Raw genomic sequence first — 22,206 nt, 5'->3', positions numbered from 1 at the left:
CTGCCGTGTCGTCACGGCGGCCTGGTCGGCGAGAGTCATCGTCACTGCGCTGTTCGTCCTGTCTCGCCCTGCTTGGTATCAGAAGGACTCGTTCGTCCCTTGTGTCACAGCAGTCTGACAGAGAGGGAGGTCATCCAAGAAAAATGGACCTGACAGACGCCAAGTGGCGCAGGAGCAGCTACAGCGGCTCCAACGGCGGCAACTGCGTCGAACTGGCTGAGACGGTCGGCGCGTCGGTGGTGGCGGTGCGGGACAGCAAGGACCCGGACGGTCCCGTCCTCCTGCTGACCCGCGCGGCCCTGCGCACGGCCGTCCAGTCCGCCGCCGACACGGACTGATCGTCCGGCACCGGCCATCCCGGCAACCCCGCCCCGCCGAGTTGCGGCGAGTCGTCGCGTCCCGCCTGACCCGGACGATCCGCCGCACACTTCTCCCCGAGCACGGCCCACGCCCGTCCGCTGTCTCCACAGCCCCCAGGCCAGCCGACACCTCTGCCTCCGCCACCCGCCGCGCTATGCCGTTGCGAACGTGGAGTTACGCTCGCGCCTCCCGCGGCGGCGACCGCGTGGCACGCCGTGGTCTCCGGACCGTCCCCACGCGTGACGGCCAGGACCCGGATAGGCCGTCCTCCTGGAGCCACCCGCGACGCTCCACACGGCCATCCGCGTTCCCCCTAACGCCTGACCAGCCTGGTGCGAAGGCCACCGTCCGCGAAAGCGGCATTAGTCGGTGGTGCGCGAGAGTCGGGCATCCCGACTGTCACCTGTTGGCGCGGCCGCGGGAACCATGCGCCGTCGCCCTCGACTGCGACAAGCCGTGGAAGAGTCCGCTGCTCATGCGCCGACCGTCTCTGATGTTGACCTCATCCCCGGTCCTTCGTGAACCGGTCGCGGTAACGGCCAGGGGGCGGTGCGGGTTGAGATCGCCCGCCGGACGTCCACCGACCAGGCAACGAGGCCGACCGGCGTACGGTCCGGCAGAGGCCCTGGCCTCCGTCCTGGACTGCGTCTGCCGCACTACGGCCGGGTTCGGCGGCGACCCCGACATCAGGGACGCCGACTACGACACCCTCATCGTGGACGAGGCCGGCTTGCCGGTCGCTATCCGCGGCTGGAGTGTCAGTGGTCGCGGTTGCGCAGTAGGTCTTCGGTGTAGGCGGCGAGGCGGGCGGCGTCGTCGGGATTCAAGGTCTTCAGGGACAGGTCGACGGGCTTGCCGCGGTCGATCGCCGAGAGCGGGTCGGCGGGTGGCCGGTCGATCCATTCGACGATCGGCCGGACCGCGTCGGCGACGGGGCGGGCGAAGAGTCTCGCGAGCAGCTTGATGGCGTTTCGGGCAAGCGGGTTCGGGTGGGAGTCGGCTCCGCTGCGGGTGAATCCGGGATGGTAGAGGACATAACGGGCCTTGCTCTCGGCCTGGCCCGCGAATGCGACACCGAGCAGGTCGTTGGCCCTGCCGGCCTGGAGTTGGGCGCGCACCTGGCCGTAGCGGCGCGTCAGCTGCGGGTCGTCCCAGAAGATCCGTCCCGCGGTGTTGCCGACGCCGGCCACGTTGATGATCACAGGGTGGGGAGCGTCGTCCAGGAGCGGGCGCAGCCCGTGGCCGAGCAGATGGCGGCTCAGGTAGTACAGGGCGAAGGTGAACTCCAGTCCGTCCGCGGTCTGCCTGCGTTTGGGGCTCACCCGGTTGGCGAACAGCGCCAGCGCGTCGATGGCCCGGTGCCGCTCGCTAATGTGGGCGACGACCCGTTCGACCTCGGCGATCGAGGACAGGTCCGCCCGCAGGAACCGCAGGTTCGGGTCGGCGGCCTGGTCGAGCAGGGCGCGTCCCCTGGCCTGGCTGCTGCCGATCACGGTGACGTGGTCGCCCCTCGCCAACCGCTCCAAGGCGACCGCCCGGCCCATGCCGGTGGTGCCACCGCTGATGATGACGGTCTTGGCGGGATGGTCCGGCATGGTGTCACTCCTTAGGGTCGAAAGCGGCAGCTCTGATCATGGGCCGCCCTGTCGGAGGACGAAAGAAGGCAGTTTCATGTCCGGTACGCACACCGGTGTTCCTTCGGTGCTGGCGCACGACCTGCCCCGCCCGGTGCCCGCGGACGAATTGGCCGCGTGTCCGGTGGGGGAGGTGTTCCGGCGTCTGGGCGACAAGTGGAGCATGCTGCTCGTGGTCATGCTCGGAGGCCGCCCGCACCGTTACAACGAGCTGCACCGAGCCATCGAGGGCATCAGCCAACGCATGCTGACCCGGACCCTGCGCGGCCTGGAAAACGACGGGCTGGTACGCCGCGATGTCCACCCGACCGTGCCGCCCAGTGTGGAATACAGCCTGACGTCGCTCGGCCGCACACTGCTCGAACCGTTGTCAGCACTGGCCGACTGGGCCGTCGACCACGAGGCGGAGATGCACGAAGCCCGCTCCCGACACACGAGCACGTAGCGCCCCTGGCGGTGCGGGCTGAGAAGGATGGTGCGGAGGGGGCTTCGCACTGGCCGCTGCGTCGTGGCGGATCAGCGGCGCCTTCGGTTGTTCGGTGGGCTCGGCAGTTCGGCTGCGACCTGGGCGAAGCCGTCCAGCACTTCGGGGTTGAAAGTGCCCTTGACGGCCTCGGCTTCGGCGACGGTGAGCCGCGCCATTTTCGGGATCGAATGGTAATAGCGACCGGTGAACCGGATATCGGCGAAGCCGAGCTTGCTCGCGGCCAGTGGTTTGATGTCGCCCGTGCCGTAAACGTCGATCACCCGCTGGAAGCGTCGCCGGTCACCGTTGTTGCGGAACCTTGCCCAAGCGACCGAGATCAGGGCGATGTTCCCGCTCCGGTCGGCGATCGCGAAAAGTTTCCGATCCAGCGAGGTGCATGGATTGCGGATGGCGGCCTGCTGCACTTCACCCCATGTGACGCGCACACACCCCGCACTTTGTCGGTCACGCGGCCGTCTGATCTGCCGCATGCCTAGGCGCCGCCATGCCTTGTCGGCGTTCCCCTTGCGCGCGGAACGTTTCGCATCCCCCTTGCGGGCCTTGATGGTCTTCGCGCTCACCGAGGGGGCGCCGCCCGCACCCGCGCCCGCACCCGCGGCGCCACCGACGACTCCGCCGCTTCCCGCCATCATGATCGCGGCCAGTCCGGCCACGACGATCTTTCCCCCGCCACCGTCGTCGATCCGAACCGGTCGACCGTTCTTCGTGATCCAGCGCCCCGCCATGACCGCCCTCCGAACATCATCGGTCGGATTGCAGTAAGGCTAGGGCAGGGCGCCGACAGTTCCCGGCGGTTCTCCTACGGCGTCCGCATGCGGACGGACGTGGCCTTCCGGGGGCGCAAATCATCTTCTGAGAGCTTCTGCGGATTAGTGGCTTATTCGGCCGGCCGTGCAGGGCTCCGGGATGCACGGTTGCCGGATGCGGTCAGTGGCGGTGCGTAAACCGGGATCGCCGTCGGGTCGTCCCAGGAGGGTCGGGTGCTCCCCTCGATGTGTTCTGACCGTGGCGACACGGGGGTCGCGGCACCGGACCGGGTCCTCGTCTCGCTCAGAGATGACGTTGCGAGGAATTCATGGCACTGCAGGAGATCCCGCGTCCGGACTACATCGGCGCGGAGGTCGATCCCGGTGACGCCGAGCGCGCCTTGAGCCTGTTGCGGTTCTTCCTGCGGGAGGGCGAGAGCGTGCGGGCACTCGCGACCACCGTCAAGGCTCTCCCGACGCTCACCCACATCGCCGTCACCGACCGCCGGGTCCTTGGCTTCACCGTCGCCGAACTCGCCAAGGAGGGGCCGCGCCAGGAGATCGACATCGCGGTGGTCGCCTCCGTCCAGACGCGGAAGTCGTACAAGCAGCGCTGGTTCTTCGTGGTCGTGGACGGGGCGGGAGCCGATACCGATTTCGGTGACGTGCACGACCAGGACGCCCCGCGACTCACCGAGATCGTCCAGAACCTCGTCGGGCGGACGGGCCCGGCTCGTCCGGAACCCGTTCTTCCGGCACCGCAGGCGGCGCCACCCATTCCGCCGCCCGCCGCGCCCGTGATGCAGCCGCCTCCGGCTCCGTCCCCGGCCGTCCCCCCTGCTCCTCATGCGGCCGGGTGGCGGTACAACCCGCCGCCGTGCTGGCCGGCGCCGCCGCCCGGCTGGACGCCGCCGCCCGGTTGGATGCCCGACGCGAGCTGGCCTCCCGCACCGCCGGGCTGGCAGTTCTGGACGCCCGACCCCGTCCAGGCACCGCCGCCCGGCGTGCTCCCGCCGCCTCCCGCGCAGCAGCAGAGCGCGCCGCCGCCTGTTCCGCCGGCCGTCGAGCCGGCGCCGCTTCCGCACGGCGCGCCCAACGGGCAAAGAGGCAGGGCGGCGTTCGGTACCCGCAAGCAGCGAATCGAGGAGCTGGAGGCCGAGAACGCCGAGCTGCGCGGATGGCTGCAGCGGCTCGGGGGCCTGGACGCGCCCCGGGTGGCGGCGGAACTGGAGCGGTTGCGCGGTGAGGTCGCCGACGCCGAACGCAAGCGCACCGAGTTGCACGCCGAGTTGCAGCGCGTCCGGAAGTCGATCACCGAGACGGAGGATCTGGCGCTCCTGCAGGAGGCGGGCGTCTACGAGTACCAGCATCCGCTGGCGGACGTCGTCGCCTACAAGGCCGAACTCGCGAAGGTGAAGGACCGCATCAAGGCCATGGCGCGGACGGGCAAGGCGGTCGTCGGTGCCACGAACTGGACGGTGAACGGTTCGGCTGCGCAGGGCGGGAAGATGGTGCGGGACTTCTCGAAGCTGATGCTGCGCGCTTACAACGCCGAGGCCGACAACCTGGTCCGGACGATGCGCCCCTACAAGCTGCAGTCGGCGATCGAGCGGCTGGACAAGAGCGCGCAGACGATCGAGCGGCTCGGCAAGACCATGGACATCCGGGTCAGCCGGGAGTACCGGTCGATCCGTGTCAAGGAGCTGCGCCTGACCGCGGATCATCTGGCCAAGGTCGAGGAGGAGAAGGAACGGGTCCGGGCCGAGCGCGAGCGGCAGCGCGAGGAGGAGAAGGCCCGCAAGGAGTTCGAGCGCGAGAAGGCCCGGCTGCTCAAGGAGCGTTCGCACGTCGAGTCGGCGCTCGCGCGGCTGGAGGCGAACGGGGACGCGGGCGGCGCCGCCGATCTGCGGGCGAAGCTCGCCGACGTGGAATCGGCCATCTCCGATGTGGAGGGCCGCGCCGCCAACGTCCGCGCCGGGTACGTGTACGTGATCTCCAACATCGGTGCGTTCGGCGAGCGGATGGTGAAGATAGGGATGACGCGGCGCCTGGAGCCGATGGACCGGGTCCGCGAACTGGGCGACGCCTCAGTGCCTTTCCGTTTCGACGTCCACGCGCTCATCTTCAGCGACGACGCCGTCGGGCTGGAGAACAGCCTGCATCAGGAGTTCGCGGATCGCCGCGTCAACCAGGTCAACCTTCGCAGGGAGTTCTTCTACGCGACGCCCGGTGAGGTCCGCACCGCCCTTGAGCGGATCGCGGGGAACCATCTCCTGGAATACAACGAGATACCCGAGGCCCTCGAATACCGCGCCGGCAAACCCGCCTGACAGCGGCGACCCGCGCCCCTGGTCGCCGGGCGCGCCGCTGGCGCTCGTGCCCCCGCGGTCACTGGTAAGTGATCTCGGGTTTGAGGCCCAGGTATTCGGCGTACCGTCCGGCGGCCTGGTCCAGGGCTTCGTGCTCGGGGGGCGTCAGCGGACGGTAAGGCCGCAGGTCGAAGCGCACACGGTCACGGCCGAGGGTGCGGCGCATGGAGGCGAGGAGCTGTCCGTCGACCAGAGCCATGCCGATCGCCGCCTCCCGGACGCGCGGCACGATCTCGGCGGCGTCCAGTACCCAGCGGGAGTCCTGGTAGCCGCGGTAGGTCTCGTCCAGGACCTGCAGAAGGTGGCCCGCGGGGTCCTGCCTCCGGTCGGGGGCTTCTGCGGGGGCGTGCCAGAAGGCGCGCCCGTCGTGCTCGAAAGAGCCGAGCCGGTCGCGCACCTGCCGCAGGCCGGCGCGCACGTCGGTAAGGGTGAGCGTCGCCCAGTAGGCGAGGTCCCGTTCCGTTGCGGGGCCGTGCCCGGTGAAGTAGCGCAGCGCGAGTTCGGCCAGGGCCTCGTCCCGGGAGAGGCGCCGGTGTGCGGGCACGCGTTCGGCCATCAGCGCGTAGGTGTGCTCGCCGTCGACGGTTCGGCCGCTGCAGATCAGGCGGTCCAGTTCGGCGTGGGCCAGCAGGACCATCACCATGTGCCCGGTGCCCTGTATTCCGCGTTCGCGCAGTTCCTCGGCCAGTTGCGCGCGGGTGAGGTGCCCCCGGCTCTCCAGTGCCTCCATGACGGCGGCGGTGGCGCGGTCGATGGCGGGGGCGTCGAGGCCGTGGGTGTCGCGGAGCTGCTTGCCGGTGATCCGCTGCACGCGGGGGGCGGTCAGTTCGAGCAGCCAGCCGATGTCCTCCGCCCGCACGAAGTGCCAGGTCGGACGCAGGACGTGGGTGCGCACGACGGCACCGTCGTCCAGGAGGGACGCCAGGTCGGCCTGGTCGGGACCGGGCGTGCGCGAGGCCACCGCCCAAGCCGACTGACCCGGGTTCTCCGCCTGGACGGCGAGCAGTGCGCCCACCGCCTCGTCCGCCGATCCGGCGTGCGGCCGGACCAGGTGCTGGCTGCGCAACCTCCAGCGAGCAATGTCGACGTCCCGCACCGAGCCCCCACTCTCCGACCTGAGCCGCGCCCAGGCTAACCAGGCCCTCTGACAGCCGACTCCCCCGAGTCCCGAAACGTGGGGCAGGAGGGATGGCGGCGGGCGGCTTGCCCAGTCGCAAAGGTTTGCGCTGATCAGGGTGCGGCGTTCAGGCGTTTGGTCCGAGTAGATCTTGGGAATCTGGACGTGACCGGTTCCGAGCAGGCCGCCTCCCACCCCCAGAGGTCATCTCGTATGAACGCACTCCCCCTCATGCTGATCGGGCTCGCGATGTTCGCGGGCGGATACCTCCTCTACTCGAAGTTCCTGGGCGACCGGGTCTACAGGCTCGACGCGTCCTTCGAGACGCCCGCGCACGAGCTGCGGGACGGCGTCGACTACGTCCCGACCAACAAGTTCGTACTGTGGGGTCACCACTTCACCTCGGTCGCGGGCGCGGCGCCGATCGTCGGGCCCGCGGTCGCCGTGATCTGGGGCTGGCTGCCCGCGTTCCTGTGGGTCACGGTCGGCACGGTCTTCTTCGCGGGGATGCACGACCTGGGCGCGCTGTGGGCCTCGGCGCGCAACAAGGGACGCTCGATCGGCACGCTCTCCGGCCGCTACATCGGTCGGCGGGGCGCGAACCTGTTCCTCGTCGTGATCTTCCTGCTGCTGCTGATGGTGATCGCGGCGTTCGCGGTCGTCATCAAGAATCTGCTGATCTCCACCCCCTCGGTCGTGATCCCCGCCTGGGGCGCGATCGTGGTGGCGCTGCTGGTCGGTCAGGCCGTCTACCGCTTCAAGATGAACCTCGCCCTGGTCACCGTGGTCGGCGTCGCGCTGCTCTACGGCCTGATCTTCCTCGGGGACGCGGTCCCGGTGGAGCTGCCCGACCCGTTCCTGGGCATGTCCCCGGCGACCTTCTGGATCCTCGCGCTCTTCCTCTACGCCGGCATCGCCTCCCTGTTGCCCGTGTGGGTGCTGCTTCAGCCGCGTGACTACATCAACGGCGTCCAGCTCTTCATCGGGCTCGGCATCCTGTTCGCCGGGGTGCTGCTGAGCGCCCCGGCGATCGTCGCCCCGGCCATCAACGACGCGGTGCCCGCGGGCACCCCGGACCTGATGCCGCTGCTGTTCGTCACCATCGCGTGCGGCGCGATCTCCGGTTTCCACGGCATGGTCTCCTCGGGGACCAGCTCGAAGCAGCTGGACAAGGAGACGGACGCCCGCTTCGTCGGCTACTTCGGCGCGGTGGGCGAGGGCATGCTCGCGCTCGGCGCGATCATCGCGACCGTCGCGGGTTTCCGGACCGTGGCCGACTGGGAGGCCGTCTACGGCGCCTTCGGCGAGGCGGGCGTCGGAGCGTTCGTCGACGGCGGGGGCGCGATCGTCAAGGACGGCCTGGGGCTGCCGGCCTCGGTGAGCGCGACGGTCCTCGCCACGATGGCGGTCCTGTTCGCGGCCACCACGATGGACACCGCCGTGCGCCTGCTGCGCTTCGTCGTCCAGGAGGCCGGCGAGGCCGCGAAGGTGAAGGTCAACAATGGTGTCGCCACCGTCGTCGTGCTCGCCGTCGGGTTGGGACTCACCTTCAGCCAGGGCTCGGACGGCGCCGGCGGCCTGCGCATCTGGCCGCTGTTCGGCACCAGCAACCAGCTGCTGGCCGCGCTGACCCTGTCCATCATCGTGGTCATGCTGATCCGCAAGCGGCGCAACCCGGTGCCCGTGCTGGTGCCTCTCGCGTTCGTCTTCGTGATGTCGTTCTGGGCCGCGATCGTGCAGCTCGGCGACTTCTACGACGAAGGGGACTGGCTGCTGCTGGCCATCGACGTCGTCATCATCGTCACCGCCGTGTGGGTCGCCTTCGAGGCGCTCGTCGCGACGCGTCGGGCGTCCCGGGAGCCGCCGGAGGCCCCCGACGCCGACGCGAAGGAAGTCGAGGCCAAGGCGTGACGTCCCGCTGGGCCTCGTTTCGGGCCGGGCTGGAGGAGTTCTACGCCGGTCCCTACCGGCGCACCTTCGCCCGCGCCCGGCGCGAGGAGGACGATCTCTTCCGGATGGTCGTCCTCGCGGAGGCACTGGGCGTGCCCGACCCGGCTGCGTACTACACGGCCGAGCTGATGCCCGCCCTCTACGAGGACTTCCACGCCTGGCACCGGCGGATGGGCATGGACCGCTCGCCACTGGAGCATGTCGGGTGCTGCTAGACCTCGTCGCCTCGCGCAAGGTCGTCTTCGTCGGCGGCAAGGGCGGGGTCGGCAAGACGTCCATCGCCGCGGCGCTCGCCCTCGGCCGTGCCAGGGCGGGCGCCCGCGTGCTGCTGGTGTCCACCGATCCCGCCCACAGCCTCGGCCACCTCTGGGGCCGCCCGGTGGGCGACGAACCCGTGCGCCTCGCCAGGTCCGGGACGGCGGGTCACGTCGACGGGTTGGAGATCGACCCGGAGCGCACGGTCGAGCGGCACCTGTCCGCGGTCGCCGGGACGATGCGGCGCCTGCTCCCCGAGCGAATGCACGCGCCGGCCGCCCGGCACCTGGAGCTGGCCCGGCAGGCGCCCGGCACCCACGAGTCGGCGGTGCTGGAGCGGGTCGCCGAGGCGGTGGAGCTCGGGGAGGAGGCGTACGACCTGGTCGTCTTCGACACCGCCCCGTCCGGCCACACGCTGCGGCTGCTCTCGCTGCCCGAGCAGCTGACCGCCTGGTCGGAGACCCTGCTCGCCAACCGCGACCGGTCCGACCGGTTCGGCGCCGCCGTGCGCGGCCTCGGCGGCGACGCGGAGACCGACCGCGACGCCGAGCTGCGCCGGATCCTCGTCCGCCGCCGCAATCGCTTCTCCCGGCTGCGCGACGTGGTGACGGACCCGGCGCGGACCGGCTTCGTGGTCGTGCTGACCGCCGAAGTGCTGCCGATCGCCGAGACCATGGAGGTGTACGAGAAGCTCACCGGCCTCGGCGTCGACGCGACCGCACTCGTCGCCAACCGCCGTTCCCCGGCGGACGCCGGTGAGCTGCTCGCCCGGAGCCGGAAGCAGGAGGACGAGCACCTCGTCCGGCTGCGGCGGCAGATCCCGGACGTACCGCTGCTCGACGTGCCGCTGCTGCCGGGGGACCTGGTGGGGACGGAGGCCCTCGCCGCCCTGGCCGACCGGCTCGGGCCGTCCTCTTCCTGACGCTCCCCTGCCGAAAGTGTGGTTGTTCTGACTCGGCGTATCCTTCGTGCGTGGAACTGCGCTTCGGGACGCGCCAGTCCGACTCGCCGTGGGTCGACACCGTTTGGACCTGCACGAGCGAGCAGGTCACGGAGATGACGTCCGTGGCCGGGGCGTGCTGGGGTCTGGTCTTCTGGAAGCAGGACGGGCGGGCGTACGCGAGCATCACCGGTCCCGGGACCCGGACCGGCACGGCGCCGGTGCCGGAGGGCGCGACCTTCACCGGCATCGACTTCGCGGTGGGCACTTCGCTGCGGGCCATGCCGACGCCCGCGCTGGTCGACGGCGGTGTCGAGCTCCCCGACACCACGCGCCGGACGTTCCGGCTGGACGGCGCGCGCTGGGAGATTCCCGGCCCCGACGACGCCGAGGCCCTGGTCGAACGGCTCGTCCGGGCCGGGGTCGTGGTCGGTGACCCGCTCGTCGCCGGGGTGCTGCTGGGGCACCGGCCGGACGTGTCGGTGCGCACGCTCGAACGCCGGTTCCGCGCCGTGACCGGGCTGACGCGGGGCGCCGTCCGGCAGATCGAGCGGGCCCGCACGGCGGCGGGGCGGCTGGCCGCCGGCGAACCGGCCACCGACGTCGCCGCCGTGCTCGGCTACTTCGACGAGCCGCACCTTGCCCGGGCGCTGCGCCGCTACGTCGGACGGACCGCCGGACAGCTGCACGAGGGCGCCGGCGGCGCGATCGGCCTCGACCTGGATCAGCGCTCGACGCCGTAGACCAGCTTCAGGATCCCGTTGGGGTAGCTCTCAGACTCGCGGAGCTTCAGCATGTACTTGTCGCGGTCGGCCCGCCCGAACAGGCTCTTCCCGGCCCCGAGCAGGACGGGGAAGACCAGCAGGTTGTACTGGTCGATCAGGCCCGCGTCCGAAAGCCGCCGGGCCAGTTCCGCGCTCCCATGGATGAAGATCGCACCGCCCTCCCCCTCCTTCAGCGCGGCGACGTCCTCGGTCGAACGCAGGATCGTCGTCGGCCCCCACCCGTCGACCAGGGCGTCTTCGGGCAGCGTGGCCGACACCACGTACTTGGGCAGTTCCTTGTAGTCGGCGTGGTCCTCCGAGCCGGGCCAGACCGGAGCGAACGCCTCGTAGCTGCGGCGGCCGAACATCAGCGCCGTCGTGTCGGCGAGCTCCTCGCCCTTCAGCGACCAGGCTTCAGGGACGAACTCAAGGTCCTTGAACACCCAGCCGCCGCTGCGGTGCTCCTCCCCCGGCCCGCCGCCGGGGGAGTCCACGACTCCGTCGAGCGACATGAAACCGGTGTAGACCAGGTTGCGCACTGGAACCTTCTCCTCACGATCGGGCGAACTGCCCGGTTCACATTAGACAGCGGACGCGGCGCCGTCTTGGACGAAAACGACACCGGGTCCAGCTGTCGTTCACGTCGAGGCGCTGTGTTCACCGCGGTCGGGACGCGATAGCCCGCCTCATTGCCAGGCGTCCGGGTCGGAGTTGGGCGCGGCCCGGCGGATGCCTCGGGCGCAGACCGGTCAGACGATCAACCGTGCGCGTCACGCGATCAACCGCGGCGGCGCGGACGAGGCGATGCTGGACGCCATGTCAACGCCTCAGTCCTCGCCGCCGTCCACCGGCGCTCCGCCGCCCGAGTCCCCGGCACGGCCCGGCGGCTCGACGAACTGGTCACCGATCGTCGCGCTCGCCGCCGGGATCGCGGTGCTCGTCGGCAGCGAGTTCCTGCCGGCGAGCGTGCTGCCCGCGATGGCCGCCGACCTCGGGGTCAGCGAAGGCACCGCCGGCCTGGCGGTCGCGGCGACCGCGGTCGCCGGCGCGGTCACCGCCCCCGGCATCGCGGTCCTGCTTCCGCGGACCGACCGGCGCACGGTCCTGACCGGGCTGCTCCTCGCGGCGGCCGTCTCGAACCTGGCGGTGGCGGTCGCCCCCGGTTTCGCCGTCCTGCTCCTCGGCCGGCTCGTCCTCGGCATCGCCATCGCCGGGTACTGGTCGTTCGCGTTCGGCGCCGGAACCCGCGCCGTGCCGGGACGCGACAGCGTGGTCTCGACGTCCATCGCGCTGGGCGTCACCGTCGCGACGATCGGCGGCGTCCCGTTGGCGTCGCTGCTCGGCGACGCGGTCGGCTGGCGGCTGGTGTTCGGCGGCGCGGCGGCCCTCAGCCTCGCCGCCGCCCTGGCCGTGGTCCTGACGTTGCCGCCGGTACCCCCGCACCCGGCGGCCGGAATGGCGATGCTGCGGGCGGCGCTCGCCAACCGGTGGCTGATGGCCGGGGTGCTGGGCGTGGTCCTGGTCGCGTTCGGCAACTTCGCCGCCTACCCCTTCATCCGGGTCGCGATCGAGGACGTCGACGCGGGAGCCGCGGTATGGCTGCTGCTGGCCTGGGGCGTGGGCGGGCTGGCGGGCAACCTCGCCGCCGGGCGGTTCGCGGGACGGCTGCGCGTCGTGGCCGCCGCGGCCCCGCTGCTGCTGGCCGGCGGCCTGCTGGTCACCGCGACCGCGCCGTCCCTGCCGGTCCTGGCCGCGGGGGTCGTCGTGTGGGGTCTGGCCTTCAACATGGTCCCGGTCGCCACCCAGCTATGGGTGACCCGCGTCGAGCCCGAACGCGCCGAGTCGGCTCTGGCGTTGCAGGTCACCGCGTTCCAGGTGGCGATCACGCTGGGGTCGGCGTCAGGAGGCGCGCTCCTGGACGCCCGCGGCGTGCAGGCGGCCTTCCTGCTCGGCACGGGGTTCGCCGCGGCGGCCGGGCTGCTTTTCGCCGCGCTGCGCGTCCCGCGCGGGTGACGGCTCCCGCCAGACCTGCGGCGCGACGCCGTGGTGGGATGAGAACGCCCGGCTGAAGGCGGCGGAGGAGCCGTACCCGACGGCGGACGCGATGTGCTCCACCGGACGCGAGGGGTCCGCGAGCAGCCGGCGCGCCTCCCGCATCCGGATCTCCCGGAGCACCTCCGCGGGTCCGCGGCCGAGTGCGCGGCGGAACCGCTCGCCCAGGGCGGAACGCGACAGGTGGACCAGGCGGGCCATCCCCTCGACGGTCCACGGCTCGGCCGGGCGGGCGGTCACGGCGGCCACCACCGCGGTGACGGCCTCGTCCGGAGGTCCGGCGTCGCCGCCCTGGTCCTCCTGCCAAGAGGTGGTCATCGCCGCGCCGATCAGGTTGCCGTAGCTGGCGGCGAACAGGCCCGGCCGGCGCACACGTTTGAGCGGGCACTGCGTGACGAGCGCCGTGATGCCGCGGTGCCGGGTGCCGAAGCCGCGGACCACCAGCGGGCTGGGCAGCCGGCGGACCGGGACGGCCATGCGCAGGTCCGCCACGACCAGCGCGGACTCCTCGTGCGGCTCCGACGCGGTGAGCCGGTGAGCGGTGCGGGCGTCGATGAGGACGGCGTCCCCCTCGGCGAGCGAGTGCGCCTCGAACGCCGCCTCAAGCGTGAGTTCGCCCGCCAGCACCAGCGCCCACAGCGGGACCGGCGGTTCGGCGAGCACCGCGCCCGCCGGCAGCCGGAACTGGTCCACGCCCGACATCTCCCACGCCGGTTCCGGGGAGGAGGTGCCGACGTCGTCTGCCCGTGAGATGTCCACGATGTTCGCCACGTGAGCTGAAGCAGATGAAAGACGGCGGCCTATTCCCGCGATGTCGCTGTGTCGGTGCCGCCCGGCATAGTGCCGCGTATGTTCAGCGGACTCCACGACATCGACTGGTCATCAATGGAGCATGCGTACGGTTCGGCCGACGAGGTCCCGGCCCTACTGCGGGCGCTGCGTTCCTCGGACGCGGAGGAGCGGCGGAAGGCTCTCGGCAGGTTCCACGGCGCCGTCCATCACCAGGGCGACGTGTACCCGTGCACGACGGCGAGCCTTCCGTTCCTGTTCGAGTTGGCCGATGACGTCACGACGCCTGACCGGGCCGACATCGTTGAGTTGCTGGTCAGCATCGGATCAGAAGCCCTCGGCCGCTGCGACGGGCCGTACGGCGCCTCCGAAGCCCACGTGGAAGCGGTTGCGGCCATGCGCAGCCGTGCTGAGACGCTCATCAGGTTCGCCGGCGATCCCGACGTCCGCGTACGCCGCGCTGTGATCCCCGGGCTCGGGTCGTTCATCGACGACGTCGACCGGGCCTCGACCGTGCTGCGCGATCGGCTGTCGGCCGAGCCGGGCATCGTCGAGCAACTGCTGGTCACCGAAGCGATGGCGGCCATGGCCCTGCGCCTGCCGGAGCGTGCCGAGGCTCAGGCGATGGCGTGGTTCGCCGAGCTCGCTGCCGACCGCGCGGTAGCCCCTCAGATCAGGCTCGCGGCCGTGGTCCAGCGAGCGCGCTGCGGGCCCGACCGGATAGGTGATGACACCATCGCGGCCGCGATCGGCCTGCTGCGCGAGATGGACGATGCCGCGGTGCCGCCCGAAGCATGGAGCGACCCGCCTCGCCCGCCGGGCCCAGCAGGCTCGAATGACGGAGCGCCACCGCAGATCGTTGCCGCTTTCGAGGACCTCGAACGCCGCAGCCGTGTTCACTCGCCCACCACGGATCTGCTGCGCACCTTCCACCGGACCTTGGCGGCGAGGGTTCCGCAGCGCACGGCACTTCTCGCCGAGCAGCTGCGCAGCCACGATGCCGGCTCCCGTCTGGACGCCATCCGGATCAGCGCCGAGCTCATGAAGTCGTGGCGCGGAGACCACACACGGCTCGTGACTCTCGTCGCCGGACACCTCAACGCGTCCCACCATCAAGTCGCCGCAGAGGCGGCGGCCGCGTTGAACGCCTGCCATGCGATCGCCGAACCGGCGCGCGAGGCCCTGGCCGCACACGTCGCCGCGCAGTACGCCACGTACGGGCCGGATGTCTGGCTCACACCCCAGGTACACCTGCGCAGGAGTCACCAAGAGGCCGTCCAAGCGCTGGCCTGTCTCGGTGACGAGCGAGCGGTGCCGAGCATCCTCACGGCCCTGGACAGCGGCAACGACGCCTGGCGGGCGGTACAGGTCGCTGGAGCACTCCCGCAAGCCGCCGACCAGCTGGTGCCCCGCCTGTGCGACCACTTGAGGAGCCTCGACCTCACCCAGAGCCTGTGGGAGATGAGCGCGCGCTCCGACCTGGCGGCCCTGACCGCCCTCGGCGACGGCAGCGCCATCGGCGTGATCATCGAGACCCTCGCCACGGCGGTGGCCCATGAGCTGTGGTCAGTCGCGTGCTCGGCCTTAAAGGCGTTGAGGGCCTTCGGCCCGTCAGCGGCCCCCGCCCTGCAGACGATCCGGTCCCTGATCACGGCCTCCGACCCCCAGGTGCATCCCGCCGCCGTCGCCGCGCTGTGGGCCGTCACCGGCGACCCGGACGAAGTCATGCAGCCGTTGCTCGACCTGCTCGGCGGCTCCAGCCCGTTCCGGATCAAGGAGGCGGCCGCCGTCCTCGCGGAGATCGGCCCTCCCGCGCAAGGAGTACTGCCTCGCCTACGGGACCTGCTGACCCACAGCGATGAATGGGTCCGAGTTCCCTGCGCGACCGCCCTCTGGGATATCGGCGGCGATGCCGAGTCGCCGGCCGTGCTGGACACGCTCCTCCAGGCCTGGGAGCAGAACTCTGCGACCGCCGACCTTGTCGTCGCCTGCTTGGACCGCATGGGCCCCGCCGCAAGACCCGCCCTGCCCCAACTCCGCTCCGAACTGCGCCACCCCCAGCGACGCGGCAGATACAACAGCATCGACAACGACGAAAAGCTGCAAGAGATCAGCCGCACCCTCATCGAACGGCTGACCGCGGATTGAAGGTCTCAGGCCGGCGCGGAGTCGGAGGTCAGACTCTGAACTCCTCGTCGGCAGGCGGCTCACGTTCGCGGTTCGCTGCGGTGGTGGGTGGCGTGGACGGAGCCGAGGAGGTCGAGGGCCTGGGCGCTGGCGCTGCCCGGTTCGGCGTGGTAGATCACGAGTTGCTGGCCGGGGGCGTCGCGGACGTCGAACGCCTGGTAGGTGAGTGTGAGCGGGCCGACGTCCGGGTGCAGGAGGTGCTTGGCGTCCTGCGTCTTGCCCCGTACGGTGTGGGCGTTCCAGAGGCGGGCGAAGTCCGGGCTCCGCTCGTCGAGATCGCGGACGAGTTCGGTCAGCCGCGGGTCGTCCGGGTCGAAGCCGAGCGCCTGGCGGAGGTTGGCGACGGTGGCCTGGGCCGCCCGGTCCCAGTCGGTGTAGAAGTGACGGCCGGCCGGGTCGAGGAAGACCATGCGGGCCAGGTTGTCCGCCGGGTCGAAGGGGCTGTGGAGGGCATCGGCCAGAGCGTTGGCGGCCAGGATGTCCAGGGTCCGGTTCATCACGAACGCCGGGGTGTGGGGATAGCCGTCCAGCAACTGGCGCAGCGCCGGGGCGACCTGCCCGGTGGCCTGCGCGAAGGGCCGTCCGCCCGGGGCGGTCCCGGCCAGCCGGTGCAGGTGCGCGCGGGCCTCGGTGTCGAGACGCAGCGCGCGGCTGAGGGCGTCGAGCACCTGGCCTGAGGGGTTGCGTTCGCGTCCTTGCTCCAGGCGGGTGTAGTAGTCGGCGTTCACACCGGCCAGGACGGCGACCTCCTCGCGGCGCAGCCCGGCGACTCTGCGGGCTCCGTAGCTCGTCATGCCGATGTCCTCCGGCAGCAGGGCGGCGCGGCGTGCGCGCAGGAACTCCCCTAGGTGGTTGCCGTCCATGCGACCACGCTAACCGGCGCTCGCGTGCGCTGCCCGGGTGTACCGCACCCAGGCAGCACACGTCCTAGTTGCCGCCCTCTGGCCTGCGCAGACTCGATGGTGCCCGGGGCTGGACTCCGGAGCACAGTCGAAAGGGAGCACCATGAACGCCACCCTGGACCAGTTGCGCCGTCCCGTCCCCGGCCGCCGCACGCTGCTCACCGGAGCCGCCGCCGTCGTCACCATGGACCCGGAGCTGGGCGTCCTGCCCCGCGCCGACCTCCTCATCGACGGCGACCGGATCGCCGCCGTCGGCGTGGACCTGCCGGCCCGTGACGCGCTGGTCGTCGACGTCACCGGGGCCGTCCTGGCCCCCGGCTTCGTAGACGCCCACCGCCACGCCTGGGAGGCGCAACTGCGCCGCATCATGCCGGACGTCAACGACCTCGGCGAGTACGTCACCTCCACTTTGGCGGGCATCGCCCCCGGCTACCGGCCACAGGACATGTACATCGGCACCCGCCTGGCCGCGCTGACCGCCATCGACGGCGGCATCACCACCATGCTGGACTTCTCCCACAACTCCCGCACCGCCGCCCATTCCGACGCCGCCGTCCGCGCGCTGGCCGACACCGGCATCCGCGGCGTGCACGCCTCGATGCGCCCGCATTTCGGTACCTGGGACGGTCAGTGGCCCGCCGACCTGACCCGCCTGCGCGACACCTGCTTCGCCGACGGCGGACTGCTCACCCTGCGCCTGGCCGCCCTGGCCACCGACGAAGTCGCCGGGCCCGACCTCGCCTACGGCCCGCGCCTCGCCCGCGTCGCCCGCGACCTCGGCATCGGAGTCAGCATCGACGCCGTTTTCGGCCTGCCCTCCTCCGAGGCCATCGTCGGCTGGGCCGAGCAGGACCTGCTCGGCCCGGACGTCTCACTGATCCACTGCACCGGCCTGACCCCTCAGGCATGGCGGGCCATCGCCGACACCGGCGCCAACGTCGCGCTCGCTCCCACCTCCGACGCCCAGATCGGACTGGAGAGCGCGGTCCCCGCCATAGACGAGGCCCTTGCCGCGGGCATCCGGCCCGGCCTGAGCATCGACGTGGAAGTCGCCCTTGCCAGCGACATGTTCACGCAGATGCGCGCCCTGCACACCATCCAGCGGATGCGGGCCGTCCACGCCGCCTACGGCACCGGGGCACAGCCCGTCCGGATCGGCGTGCACGACGTCCTCGACTTCGCCACCCTCCAGGGCGCCGCAGGCATCGGCCTGGGCGATGTGACCGGCTCCCTCAGCCCGGGCAAGCAGGCCGACGTGCTCGTCGTCCGCGCAGAGGACCTCAACAACATGCCGCTCAACGACCCTGTCGGCACCCTCGTCCTGGGCTGCGACGCCCGCAACATCGACGCCGTCTTCGTCGCCGGGCGGGTCCGCAAGTGGGACGGCGCCGTCCTCGACGTCGACCTGGCGTCGCTGCGCGAGGAGGTGCGCGCCTCACGCGACAGCGTCCTGCGCGCTTCCGGATACGCCGACCGCCGAGTCTGACCGGCCGACCGCCCTGTCCGCCCCCTGCGAATTGAACGGAGTCCCTCCATGTTCAGGATTTCCCTGCACCTTCTTGCGCTGGCCACCGCGCTGCTCGCCTGCGCCGCTCCGAGCGGTGGCCGCCCGAAGCCCGTTCCTCACCCGTACGTCGGCATGTGGGTCACCGCCGACGGACGGATCCGCCAGGAACTCCTCTCCAACGGCCGCTACGAGGAGGAGCGGGACGGCCGCAAGCGCGCCTACACCGGCCGGTACACCGTCACCGGAACCCACCTCGACTACTACGACGATCTGGGCTTCACCGCCACCGGCGACGTGCGAGACGGCGTGCTCTACCACGAGCACCTCGTGCTGCACCGAGAGGAGCCGACCCCGCCACCGCGATGATCATGCCGCCCGTCGGCTGACGAGCCCGCAATCGACGGCGCAACCGTGGACGGCGACCGGGTGACGGTTGGGTCGGGTACGTTTTTGCGTTGTGTTCAGGACACGTCTGGAGCTTGATCGGGTTCGTGCGGCTCGCGGCGTGATCGACCCTGTGTTTCTGGATTCTCCGTTGTTCGGGTGCGACGCGTTGGGGCGCGCGCTCGGGTGTGCGGTGAGCATCAAGCTGGAGACCGCGAACCCGGTCCGCAGTTTCAAGGCGCGGGGTACCGAGCTTGTCGTGGGTGGGCTGCGGGATCAGGGGCGGACGGCGGTGGTGTGCGCCAGTGCCGGCAATCTGGGGTGGGCGCTGGGCTGGTCAGGGCGCCGCCATGGCATGGACGTGACGGTCGTGGCTTCGCGTCGGGCGCCCGCGGCCAAGCTCGATCGGATTCGCGCCTCGGGTGCGGTGCTGGAAGTGGTCGATGGCGACTTCGAGTTGGCGCGGGAGCGGGCAGCGGAGATCGCGCGGCGGCGTTGCATTCGGCTGGTCGAGGACAGTCTGGACGTCGAGACCTGTGAGGGTGCGGCGACCATTGGTCTGGAGCTGGCGCAGCAGGCGCCGTCTGCCGATGCCGTGCTGATCGCCCTTGGGGGCGGTGCCATGGCCACCGGTGTGGGTTACGTCCTCAAGGTTCTGGCGCCTGGAACCGAAGTGATCTGTGTGCAGCCTCGTGGCGCGCCCGCGATGACCCGCTCCTGGCGGGAGCGCCGGGTCGTCACCACCGACTCCGCCGACACCATCGCCGACGGCGTCGCCGGTAGGTACCCCATCCCCGCGGTGCTGGACGATCTCTTGGTGGTGGCCGATGACGCCGTCCTGGTCGAGGAGGCGTCCATCATGGCGGGGATGCGGTTGCTCTTGCAGCACGCGGGTCTGGTCGTCGAACCTTCGGCGGCCCTTGGCGTCGCCGCCGTCCTGGAAGACCCGGACCGCTTCGCCGGCCGCCACGTGGTCACCATCATCTGCGGTAGCAACGTCGACCTGGACGACTATCACCGATGGGTTGGCGCCGGTCCGTAGCTCAGCCACGGCCGCGACCCGGCGAGGCGGGTGTTCAGTGCTCGTTGCCCGCTCGTAGCCAGGCGATGTAGTCGGCGACCGCTCGTTCGGTGTCGTACTCGGGCTTGTAGCCGGTGTCGTGCTGGAGCCGGGTGATGTCGAGGTAGCTCTGCCGTGGGTCTCCTCCGGTGGGCAGTTCGACCTTGGCGTCGGGCACCACCTGCTTGATCGCGGCGATGATCTCGGCGTTGGTCGTCGCGCGGCCGGACGCGATGTTGTAGGTGCGGTGGTCGAGCCGGTCCGCGAGCTGGAGGAGTGCGATCGCCCGGGCGGTGTCCTTGACGTAGCACAGGTCGATCGAGTCTTCCGCGTGGGCGGGCCCGGGGAGCGTGGACAGGTTCGGCTCGGTTCCGCGGGCGGCGGCGTGGACGAGTTCGGGAGCGGCGAAGAACAGGGCGCCGTGGGGGTCGCGCGGGCCCCAGGTAGCGGAGATGCGGTAGTTGACGACGTCGATGCCGGTGGCGTCGGCCAGGTGGCCGTTGAGCAGTTCGCCGATCTTCTTGAAGGTCGGGATCAGGTGGGCCGAGGCCATCGACAGCGGCATGTCCTCACTGAGCGGGCCGTCGCCGGCGACGCCGCCGTAGACGCCGATCGTGCTCGCGACACCGACCCGGTCCACATTCCACTCATGGGCCGCCTGGAAGACGTTGAACAGCCCGTCCAGGGCCTTGCGCGCCGCCTCAATGGGCTGCTGAGGGTCGGGCGGCCAGGGCATCGAGCCCGCGAGGTGCAGGATGCCGGTGATCTGGTGGCGCTTGCCGATGTCGAGCAGCGCGTTCAGGTCGGTGACGTCGGCTTGTTCAAGCGTGGCCTGCCTGCCTGCGAGGCCTGCCGGTAGCTCGCGGCTCCGGCGTTGGACCAGGACGCAGCTCTCGCCGAGGTCTAGCAGTGCGCGCACGGTGTGGGAGCCGATGAAGCCCAGACCTCCGGTGACCAAGAGCATTAGCCTCCCCTTTCTGTCGCTTTGCTGATTATCAGTGTTACTGACGATCAGGCTAGCGATAGAGTTCTGCCGTGTCTAGCGGTGATGGACCGGGCCCCGGGCTGAGCGGCAATCTCGTCTACCTGCTCAAGCACGCGCACCTCCGGATGGCGGAGCTGACCGCGAACGCGGTGACGCCCTACGGCATCGACGGGCGCGAGCTGGGCGTCCTGCTCTCCCTCGCCGGCCGCGAACCGGCGTCCCAGCAGGAGGCGGCGCAGCGGCTGGGCATCGACCGCACAACGATGGTCGCGATGCTGGACGCCCTGGAAGGCAAGGGCCTGGTGTCACGTCACCCACACGCGCAGGACCGCCGCCGCAACGTGGTCGAACTGACCGACGCGGGCCACGAGACCCTCCGCCTGGCCACTGAGGTGAACGACGAAGCCGAGCGCGAGTTCCTGGCGTCCCTCACCCCGAAGGCCGCCGGGCAGCTACGAAGCTCCCTGCAGAAGCTCGTACTCCGCTCGGACGACTAGGCCGGTTTCAGAAGCCGAGCCTCCGGGCCGGCCGGGCCTTGAATGGGTCTTCGCGGCCCGGCGGGCACTGACGCGGAGTCAGGAAATGCCGCGGAAGAAGGTGCGGATGTCGTTCGCGAGCAGCTCCGGCTCCTCCATTGCGGGGAAGTGACCGCCCTCCGTGAACTCGCTCCAGTGGCCGATCGCCTTCCACGGGTCCATCGCGCGGCGCATGAGCGGGTGGGTGCCGAACACGGCCCATCCGGACGGCACGTCGGAGGGCATGAACAAGTCGATCCCGGAGTGCTCGGACTCGTAGTAGAACTGCGCGCTCGACGCGCCGCTGCGGGTGAACCAGTACAGGCTGATGTTCGTGAGGAGCTGGTCGCGGTCGACCGTCTCGTCCGGCGTCCGGTGGTCGCCGCCGGTCCTGGTCTTGAACTTCTCGGCGATCCACGCGAGCTGACCGACCGGCGAGTCGGCGAGCGCCGCGCCGATCGTGTCGGGACGATGGTCCTGCATCAGGAGGTACCCGCGCTCGGCCGCGTCCTCGGTGCGGATCGCCTCGATCTGGGCGGTCTCGTCATCGGACAGACCGTCGGGGTACGGGAACTTGTCGCCGAGCAACCCGAGCACCCGGGGGTCGCTGCCGGTGTGCGTGCCGATGACGCGCTCCGGGTAGAGCGCCGCGAGGCGGCCGGTGGTGCCCGCACCGATGTCGGTGCCGTGGGCAGCGAACCTCTCGTAGCCGAGACGCGTCATGATCTCGGCGTAGGCCTCCGTCGTCCGCGCCAGCTCCCAGCCGGTCCCCGACAGCGGGGTGGAGAACCCGAACCCGGGCAGCGACGGGATGACCACGTGGAACACGTCGGCCAGCAGCGGGACGAGTCGCTGGTACTCGACGAACGAGCCCGGCCAGCCGTGGTTCAGGATCAGCGGGACGGCCTCCGGGTTCGCCGACCGCGCGTGGACGACGTGGAACGTCTGGCCGTCGACGACCGTCGTGAACTGTTCGTACTCGTTGAGCTTCTCCTCCTGCGCACGCCAGTCGAACCCGTCGCGCCAGTACTCGGCGAGCTCCTTCAGGTACACCGGCGGGATGCCGCGGCTGAAGTCGGTGCGATCGTCCCGGCCCGGCACGGGGATCGGCCAGCGCGTGCGTGCCAGCCGGTCGCGCAGGTCGTCGATGTCGGCCTGCGGGATGTCGATACGGAACGGTGTGAGTGCGTTGTTCTCGTTCAT

At 70.9% G+C, this 22,206-nt stretch carries 21 protein-coding genes; 13 read left to right on the top strand and 8 right to left on the bottom strand.

What is annotated here, in order from left to right; translation table 11 throughout:
* Positions 1-143 precede the first annotated feature (143 nt).
* Entirely contained in the window at positions 144-338 is a 195-nt protein-coding gene (locus E1266_RS12850; RefSeq protein ID WP_132046575.1) for a DUF397 domain-containing protein, read from the top strand.
* A 780-nt stretch (positions 339-1,118) separates the two neighbouring features.
* On the opposite strand, the gene E1266_RS12845 is transcribed toward E1266_RS12850, so the two are convergent.
* On the bottom strand, positions 1,119-1,955 hold the full coding sequence (locus E1266_RS12845; RefSeq protein WP_132046574.1) for an SDR family NAD(P)-dependent oxidoreductase: 837 nt from the start codon (positions 1,953-1,955) through the stop codon (positions 1,119-1,121).
* Between the two features lie 76 nt (positions 1,956-2,031).
* On the opposite strand from E1266_RS12845, the gene E1266_RS12840 reads away from it, so the two are divergent.
* A complete protein-coding gene (locus E1266_RS12840; protein ID WP_132046573.1) occupies positions 2,032-2,439 on the top strand; it encodes a helix-turn-helix domain-containing protein in 408 nt (135 codons plus the stop codon).
* Between the two features lie 71 nt (positions 2,440-2,510).
* Here the strand turns inward: E1266_RS12840 and E1266_RS12835 are convergent, their stop codons facing one another.
* Positions 2,511-3,206, bottom strand: coding sequence for a hypothetical protein (locus E1266_RS12835; RefSeq protein ID WP_132046572.1), 696 nt, complete (start codon positions 3,204-3,206; stop codon positions 2,511-2,513).
* Positions 3,207-3,556: 350 nt separating this feature from the next.
* Here E1266_RS12835 and E1266_RS12830 point away from each other — a divergent pair, with 350 nt between their 5' ends.
* Positions 3,557-5,557 carry a DUF4041 domain-containing protein gene (locus E1266_RS12830; RefSeq protein ID WP_132046571.1) on the top strand — a complete coding sequence of 667 codons (2,001 nt, stop codon included), beginning with the start codon at positions 3,557-3,559 and terminating at the stop codon, positions 5,555-5,557.
* A gap of 58 nt (positions 5,558-5,615) precedes the next feature.
* Here E1266_RS12830 and E1266_RS12825 read toward each other — a convergent pair whose 3' ends face one another.
* Positions 5,616-6,692 (bottom strand): winged helix DNA-binding domain-containing protein, encoded by a 1,077-nt coding sequence (locus E1266_RS12825; protein WP_165966062.1) that lies wholly within the window; start codon positions 6,690-6,692, stop codon positions 5,616-5,618.
* A 234-nt stretch (positions 6,693-6,926) separates the two neighbouring features.
* Here E1266_RS12825 and E1266_RS12820 point away from each other — a divergent pair, with 234 nt between their 5' ends.
* Genes E1266_RS12820 through E1266_RS12805 form a run of 4 tightly spaced genes read left to right on the top strand, consistent with a single transcriptional unit; the run spans position 6,927 to position 10,601 of the window.
* The gene (locus E1266_RS12820) at positions 6,927-8,624 is read left to right on the top strand and encodes a carbon starvation protein A (RefSeq protein WP_132046569.1); all 1,698 of its coding nucleotides are present in this window, start codon (positions 6,927-6,929) and stop codon (positions 8,622-8,624) included.
* Entirely contained in the window at positions 8,621-8,878 is a 258-nt protein-coding gene (locus E1266_RS12815) for a cory-CC-star protein (protein ID WP_132046568.1), read from the top strand. Before E1266_RS12820 ends, E1266_RS12815 begins: the two co-directional genes overlap by 4 nt.
* Positions 8,869-9,840 carry an ArsA family ATPase gene (locus E1266_RS12810; RefSeq protein ID WP_132046567.1) on the top strand — a complete coding sequence of 324 codons (972 nt, stop codon included), beginning with the start codon at positions 8,869-8,871 and terminating at the stop codon, positions 9,838-9,840. Before E1266_RS12815 ends, E1266_RS12810 begins: the two co-directional genes overlap by 10 nt.
* Before the next feature lie 50 nt (positions 9,841-9,890).
* A complete protein-coding gene (locus tag E1266_RS12805; RefSeq protein ID WP_132046566.1) occupies positions 9,891-10,601 on the top strand; it encodes a helix-turn-helix domain-containing protein in 711 nt (236 codons plus the stop codon).
* On the opposite strand, the gene E1266_RS12800 is transcribed toward E1266_RS12805, so the two are convergent.
* Complete coding sequence (locus E1266_RS12800) at positions 10,583-11,161, bottom strand: dihydrofolate reductase family protein (protein ID WP_132046565.1); 579 nt, start codon at positions 11,159-11,161, stop codon at positions 10,583-10,585. The genes E1266_RS12805 and E1266_RS12800 overlap by 19 nt on opposite strands.
* A gap of 277 nt (positions 11,162-11,438) precedes the next feature.
* Here E1266_RS12800 and E1266_RS12795 point away from each other — a divergent pair, with 277 nt between their 5' ends.
* Positions 11,439-12,635, top strand: a complete 1,197-nt coding sequence (locus E1266_RS12795) for an MFS transporter (protein WP_132046564.1) — start codon at positions 11,439-11,441, stop codon at positions 12,633-12,635.
* Here E1266_RS12795 and E1266_RS12790 read toward each other — a convergent pair.
* The gene (locus E1266_RS12790; RefSeq protein WP_132046563.1) at positions 12,522-13,433 is read right to left on the bottom strand and encodes an AraC family transcriptional regulator; all 912 of its coding nucleotides are present in this window, start codon (positions 13,431-13,433) and stop codon (positions 12,522-12,524) included. The genes E1266_RS12795 and E1266_RS12790 overlap by 114 nt on opposite strands.
* A 90-nt stretch (positions 13,434-13,523) precedes the next feature.
* Between E1266_RS12790 and E1266_RS12785 the strand changes: the two genes are divergently transcribed.
* Positions 13,524-15,611 (top strand): HEAT repeat domain-containing protein, encoded by a 2,088-nt coding sequence (locus E1266_RS12785; RefSeq protein WP_132046562.1) that lies wholly within the window; start codon positions 13,524-13,526, stop codon positions 15,609-15,611.
* Between the two features lie 59 nt (positions 15,612-15,670).
* Here the strand turns inward: E1266_RS12785 and E1266_RS12780 are convergent, their stop codons facing one another.
* Positions 15,671-16,513, bottom strand: coding sequence for a helix-turn-helix transcriptional regulator (locus E1266_RS12780; protein WP_132046561.1), 843 nt, complete (start codon positions 16,511-16,513; stop codon positions 15,671-15,673).
* 142 nt (positions 16,514-16,655) lie between these two features.
* Here E1266_RS12780 and E1266_RS12775 point away from each other — a divergent pair, with 142 nt between their 5' ends.
* The 3 genes from E1266_RS12775 (at position 16,656) to E1266_RS12765 (ending at position 19,485) form a co-directional block, all read left to right on the top strand.
* The gene (locus tag E1266_RS12775) at positions 16,656-18,038 is read left to right on the top strand and encodes an amidohydrolase family protein (protein WP_132046560.1); all 1,383 of its coding nucleotides are present in this window, start codon (positions 16,656-16,658) and stop codon (positions 18,036-18,038) included.
* A 48-nt stretch (positions 18,039-18,086) separates the two neighbouring features.
* Positions 18,087-18,425 carry an Atu4866 domain-containing protein gene (locus E1266_RS12770; RefSeq protein ID WP_132046559.1) on the top strand — a complete coding sequence of 113 codons (339 nt, stop codon included), beginning with the start codon at positions 18,087-18,089 and terminating at the stop codon, positions 18,423-18,425.
* Positions 18,426-18,516: 91 nt separating this feature from the next.
* On the top strand, positions 18,517-19,485 hold the full coding sequence (locus E1266_RS12765; RefSeq protein ID WP_132046558.1) for a pyridoxal-phosphate dependent enzyme: 969 nt from the start codon (positions 18,517-18,519) through the stop codon (positions 19,483-19,485).
* Between the two features lie 34 nt (positions 19,486-19,519).
* Here E1266_RS12765 and E1266_RS12760 read toward each other — a convergent pair whose 3' ends face one another.
* Positions 19,520-20,461 (bottom strand): NAD(P)-dependent oxidoreductase, encoded by a 942-nt coding sequence (locus E1266_RS12760; protein ID WP_207945605.1) that lies wholly within the window; start codon positions 20,459-20,461, stop codon positions 19,520-19,522.
* 77 nt (positions 20,462-20,538) lie between these two features.
* On the opposite strand from E1266_RS12760, the gene E1266_RS12755 reads away from it, so the two are divergent.
* Complete coding sequence (locus tag E1266_RS12755) at positions 20,539-20,985, top strand: MarR family transcriptional regulator (protein WP_207945604.1); 447 nt, start codon at positions 20,539-20,541, stop codon at positions 20,983-20,985.
* A 78-nt stretch (positions 20,986-21,063) separates the two neighbouring features.
* Here E1266_RS12755 and E1266_RS12750 read toward each other — a convergent pair whose 3' ends face one another.
* The gene (locus tag E1266_RS12750; protein ID WP_132046556.1) at positions 21,064-22,206 is read right to left on the bottom strand and encodes an epoxide hydrolase family protein; all 1,143 of its coding nucleotides are present in this window, start codon (positions 22,204-22,206) and stop codon (positions 21,064-21,066) included.

Origin of the sequence: Actinomadura sp. 7K534, assembly GCF_004348575.1 — a bacterium.
Lineage (GTDB): Bacteria > Actinomycetota > Actinomycetes > Streptosporangiales > Streptosporangiaceae > Spirillospora > Spirillospora livida.
Note: the sequence above shows the minus strand (reverse complement) of the source record. Positions and strands in the feature narration are given on the sequence as shown.

Coding starts and splice junctions, on each gene's coding strand:
- E1266_RS12850 (WP_132046575.1), top strand. CDS start 144: ATGGACCTGACAGACGCCAAGTGGCGCAGGAGCAGCTACAGCGGCTCC.
- E1266_RS12845 (WP_132046574.1), bottom strand. CDS start 1,955: ATGCCGGACCATCCCGCCAAGACCGTCATCATCAGCGGTGGCACCACC.
- E1266_RS12840 (WP_132046573.1), top strand. CDS start 2,032: ATGTCCGGTACGCACACCGGTGTTCCTTCGGTGCTGGCGCACGACCTG.
- E1266_RS12835 (WP_132046572.1), bottom strand. CDS start 3,206: ATGGCGGGGCGCTGGATCACGAAGAACGGTCGACCGGTTCGGATCGAC.
- E1266_RS12830 (WP_132046571.1), top strand. CDS start 3,557: ATGGCACTGCAGGAGATCCCGCGTCCGGACTACATCGGCGCGGAGGTC.
- E1266_RS12820 (WP_132046569.1), top strand. CDS start 6,927: ATGAACGCACTCCCCCTCATGCTGATCGGGCTCGCGATGTTCGCGGGC.
- E1266_RS12795 (WP_132046564.1), top strand. CDS start 11,439: ATGTCAACGCCTCAGTCCTCGCCGCCGTCCACCGGCGCTCCGCCGCCC.
- E1266_RS12785 (WP_132046562.1), top strand. CDS start 13,524: ATGTTCAGCGGACTCCACGACATCGACTGGTCATCAATGGAGCATGCG.
- E1266_RS12780 (WP_132046561.1), bottom strand. CDS start 16,513: ATGGACGGCAACCACCTAGGGGAGTTCCTGCGCGCACGCCGCGCCGCC.
- E1266_RS12775 (WP_132046560.1), top strand. CDS start 16,656: ATGAACGCCACCCTGGACCAGTTGCGCCGTCCCGTCCCCGGCCGCCGC.
- E1266_RS12770 (WP_132046559.1), top strand. CDS start 18,087: ATGTTCAGGATTTCCCTGCACCTTCTTGCGCTGGCCACCGCGCTGCTC.
- E1266_RS12750 (WP_132046556.1), bottom strand. CDS start 22,206: ATGAACGAGAACAACGCACTCACACCGTTCCGTATCGACATCCCGCAG.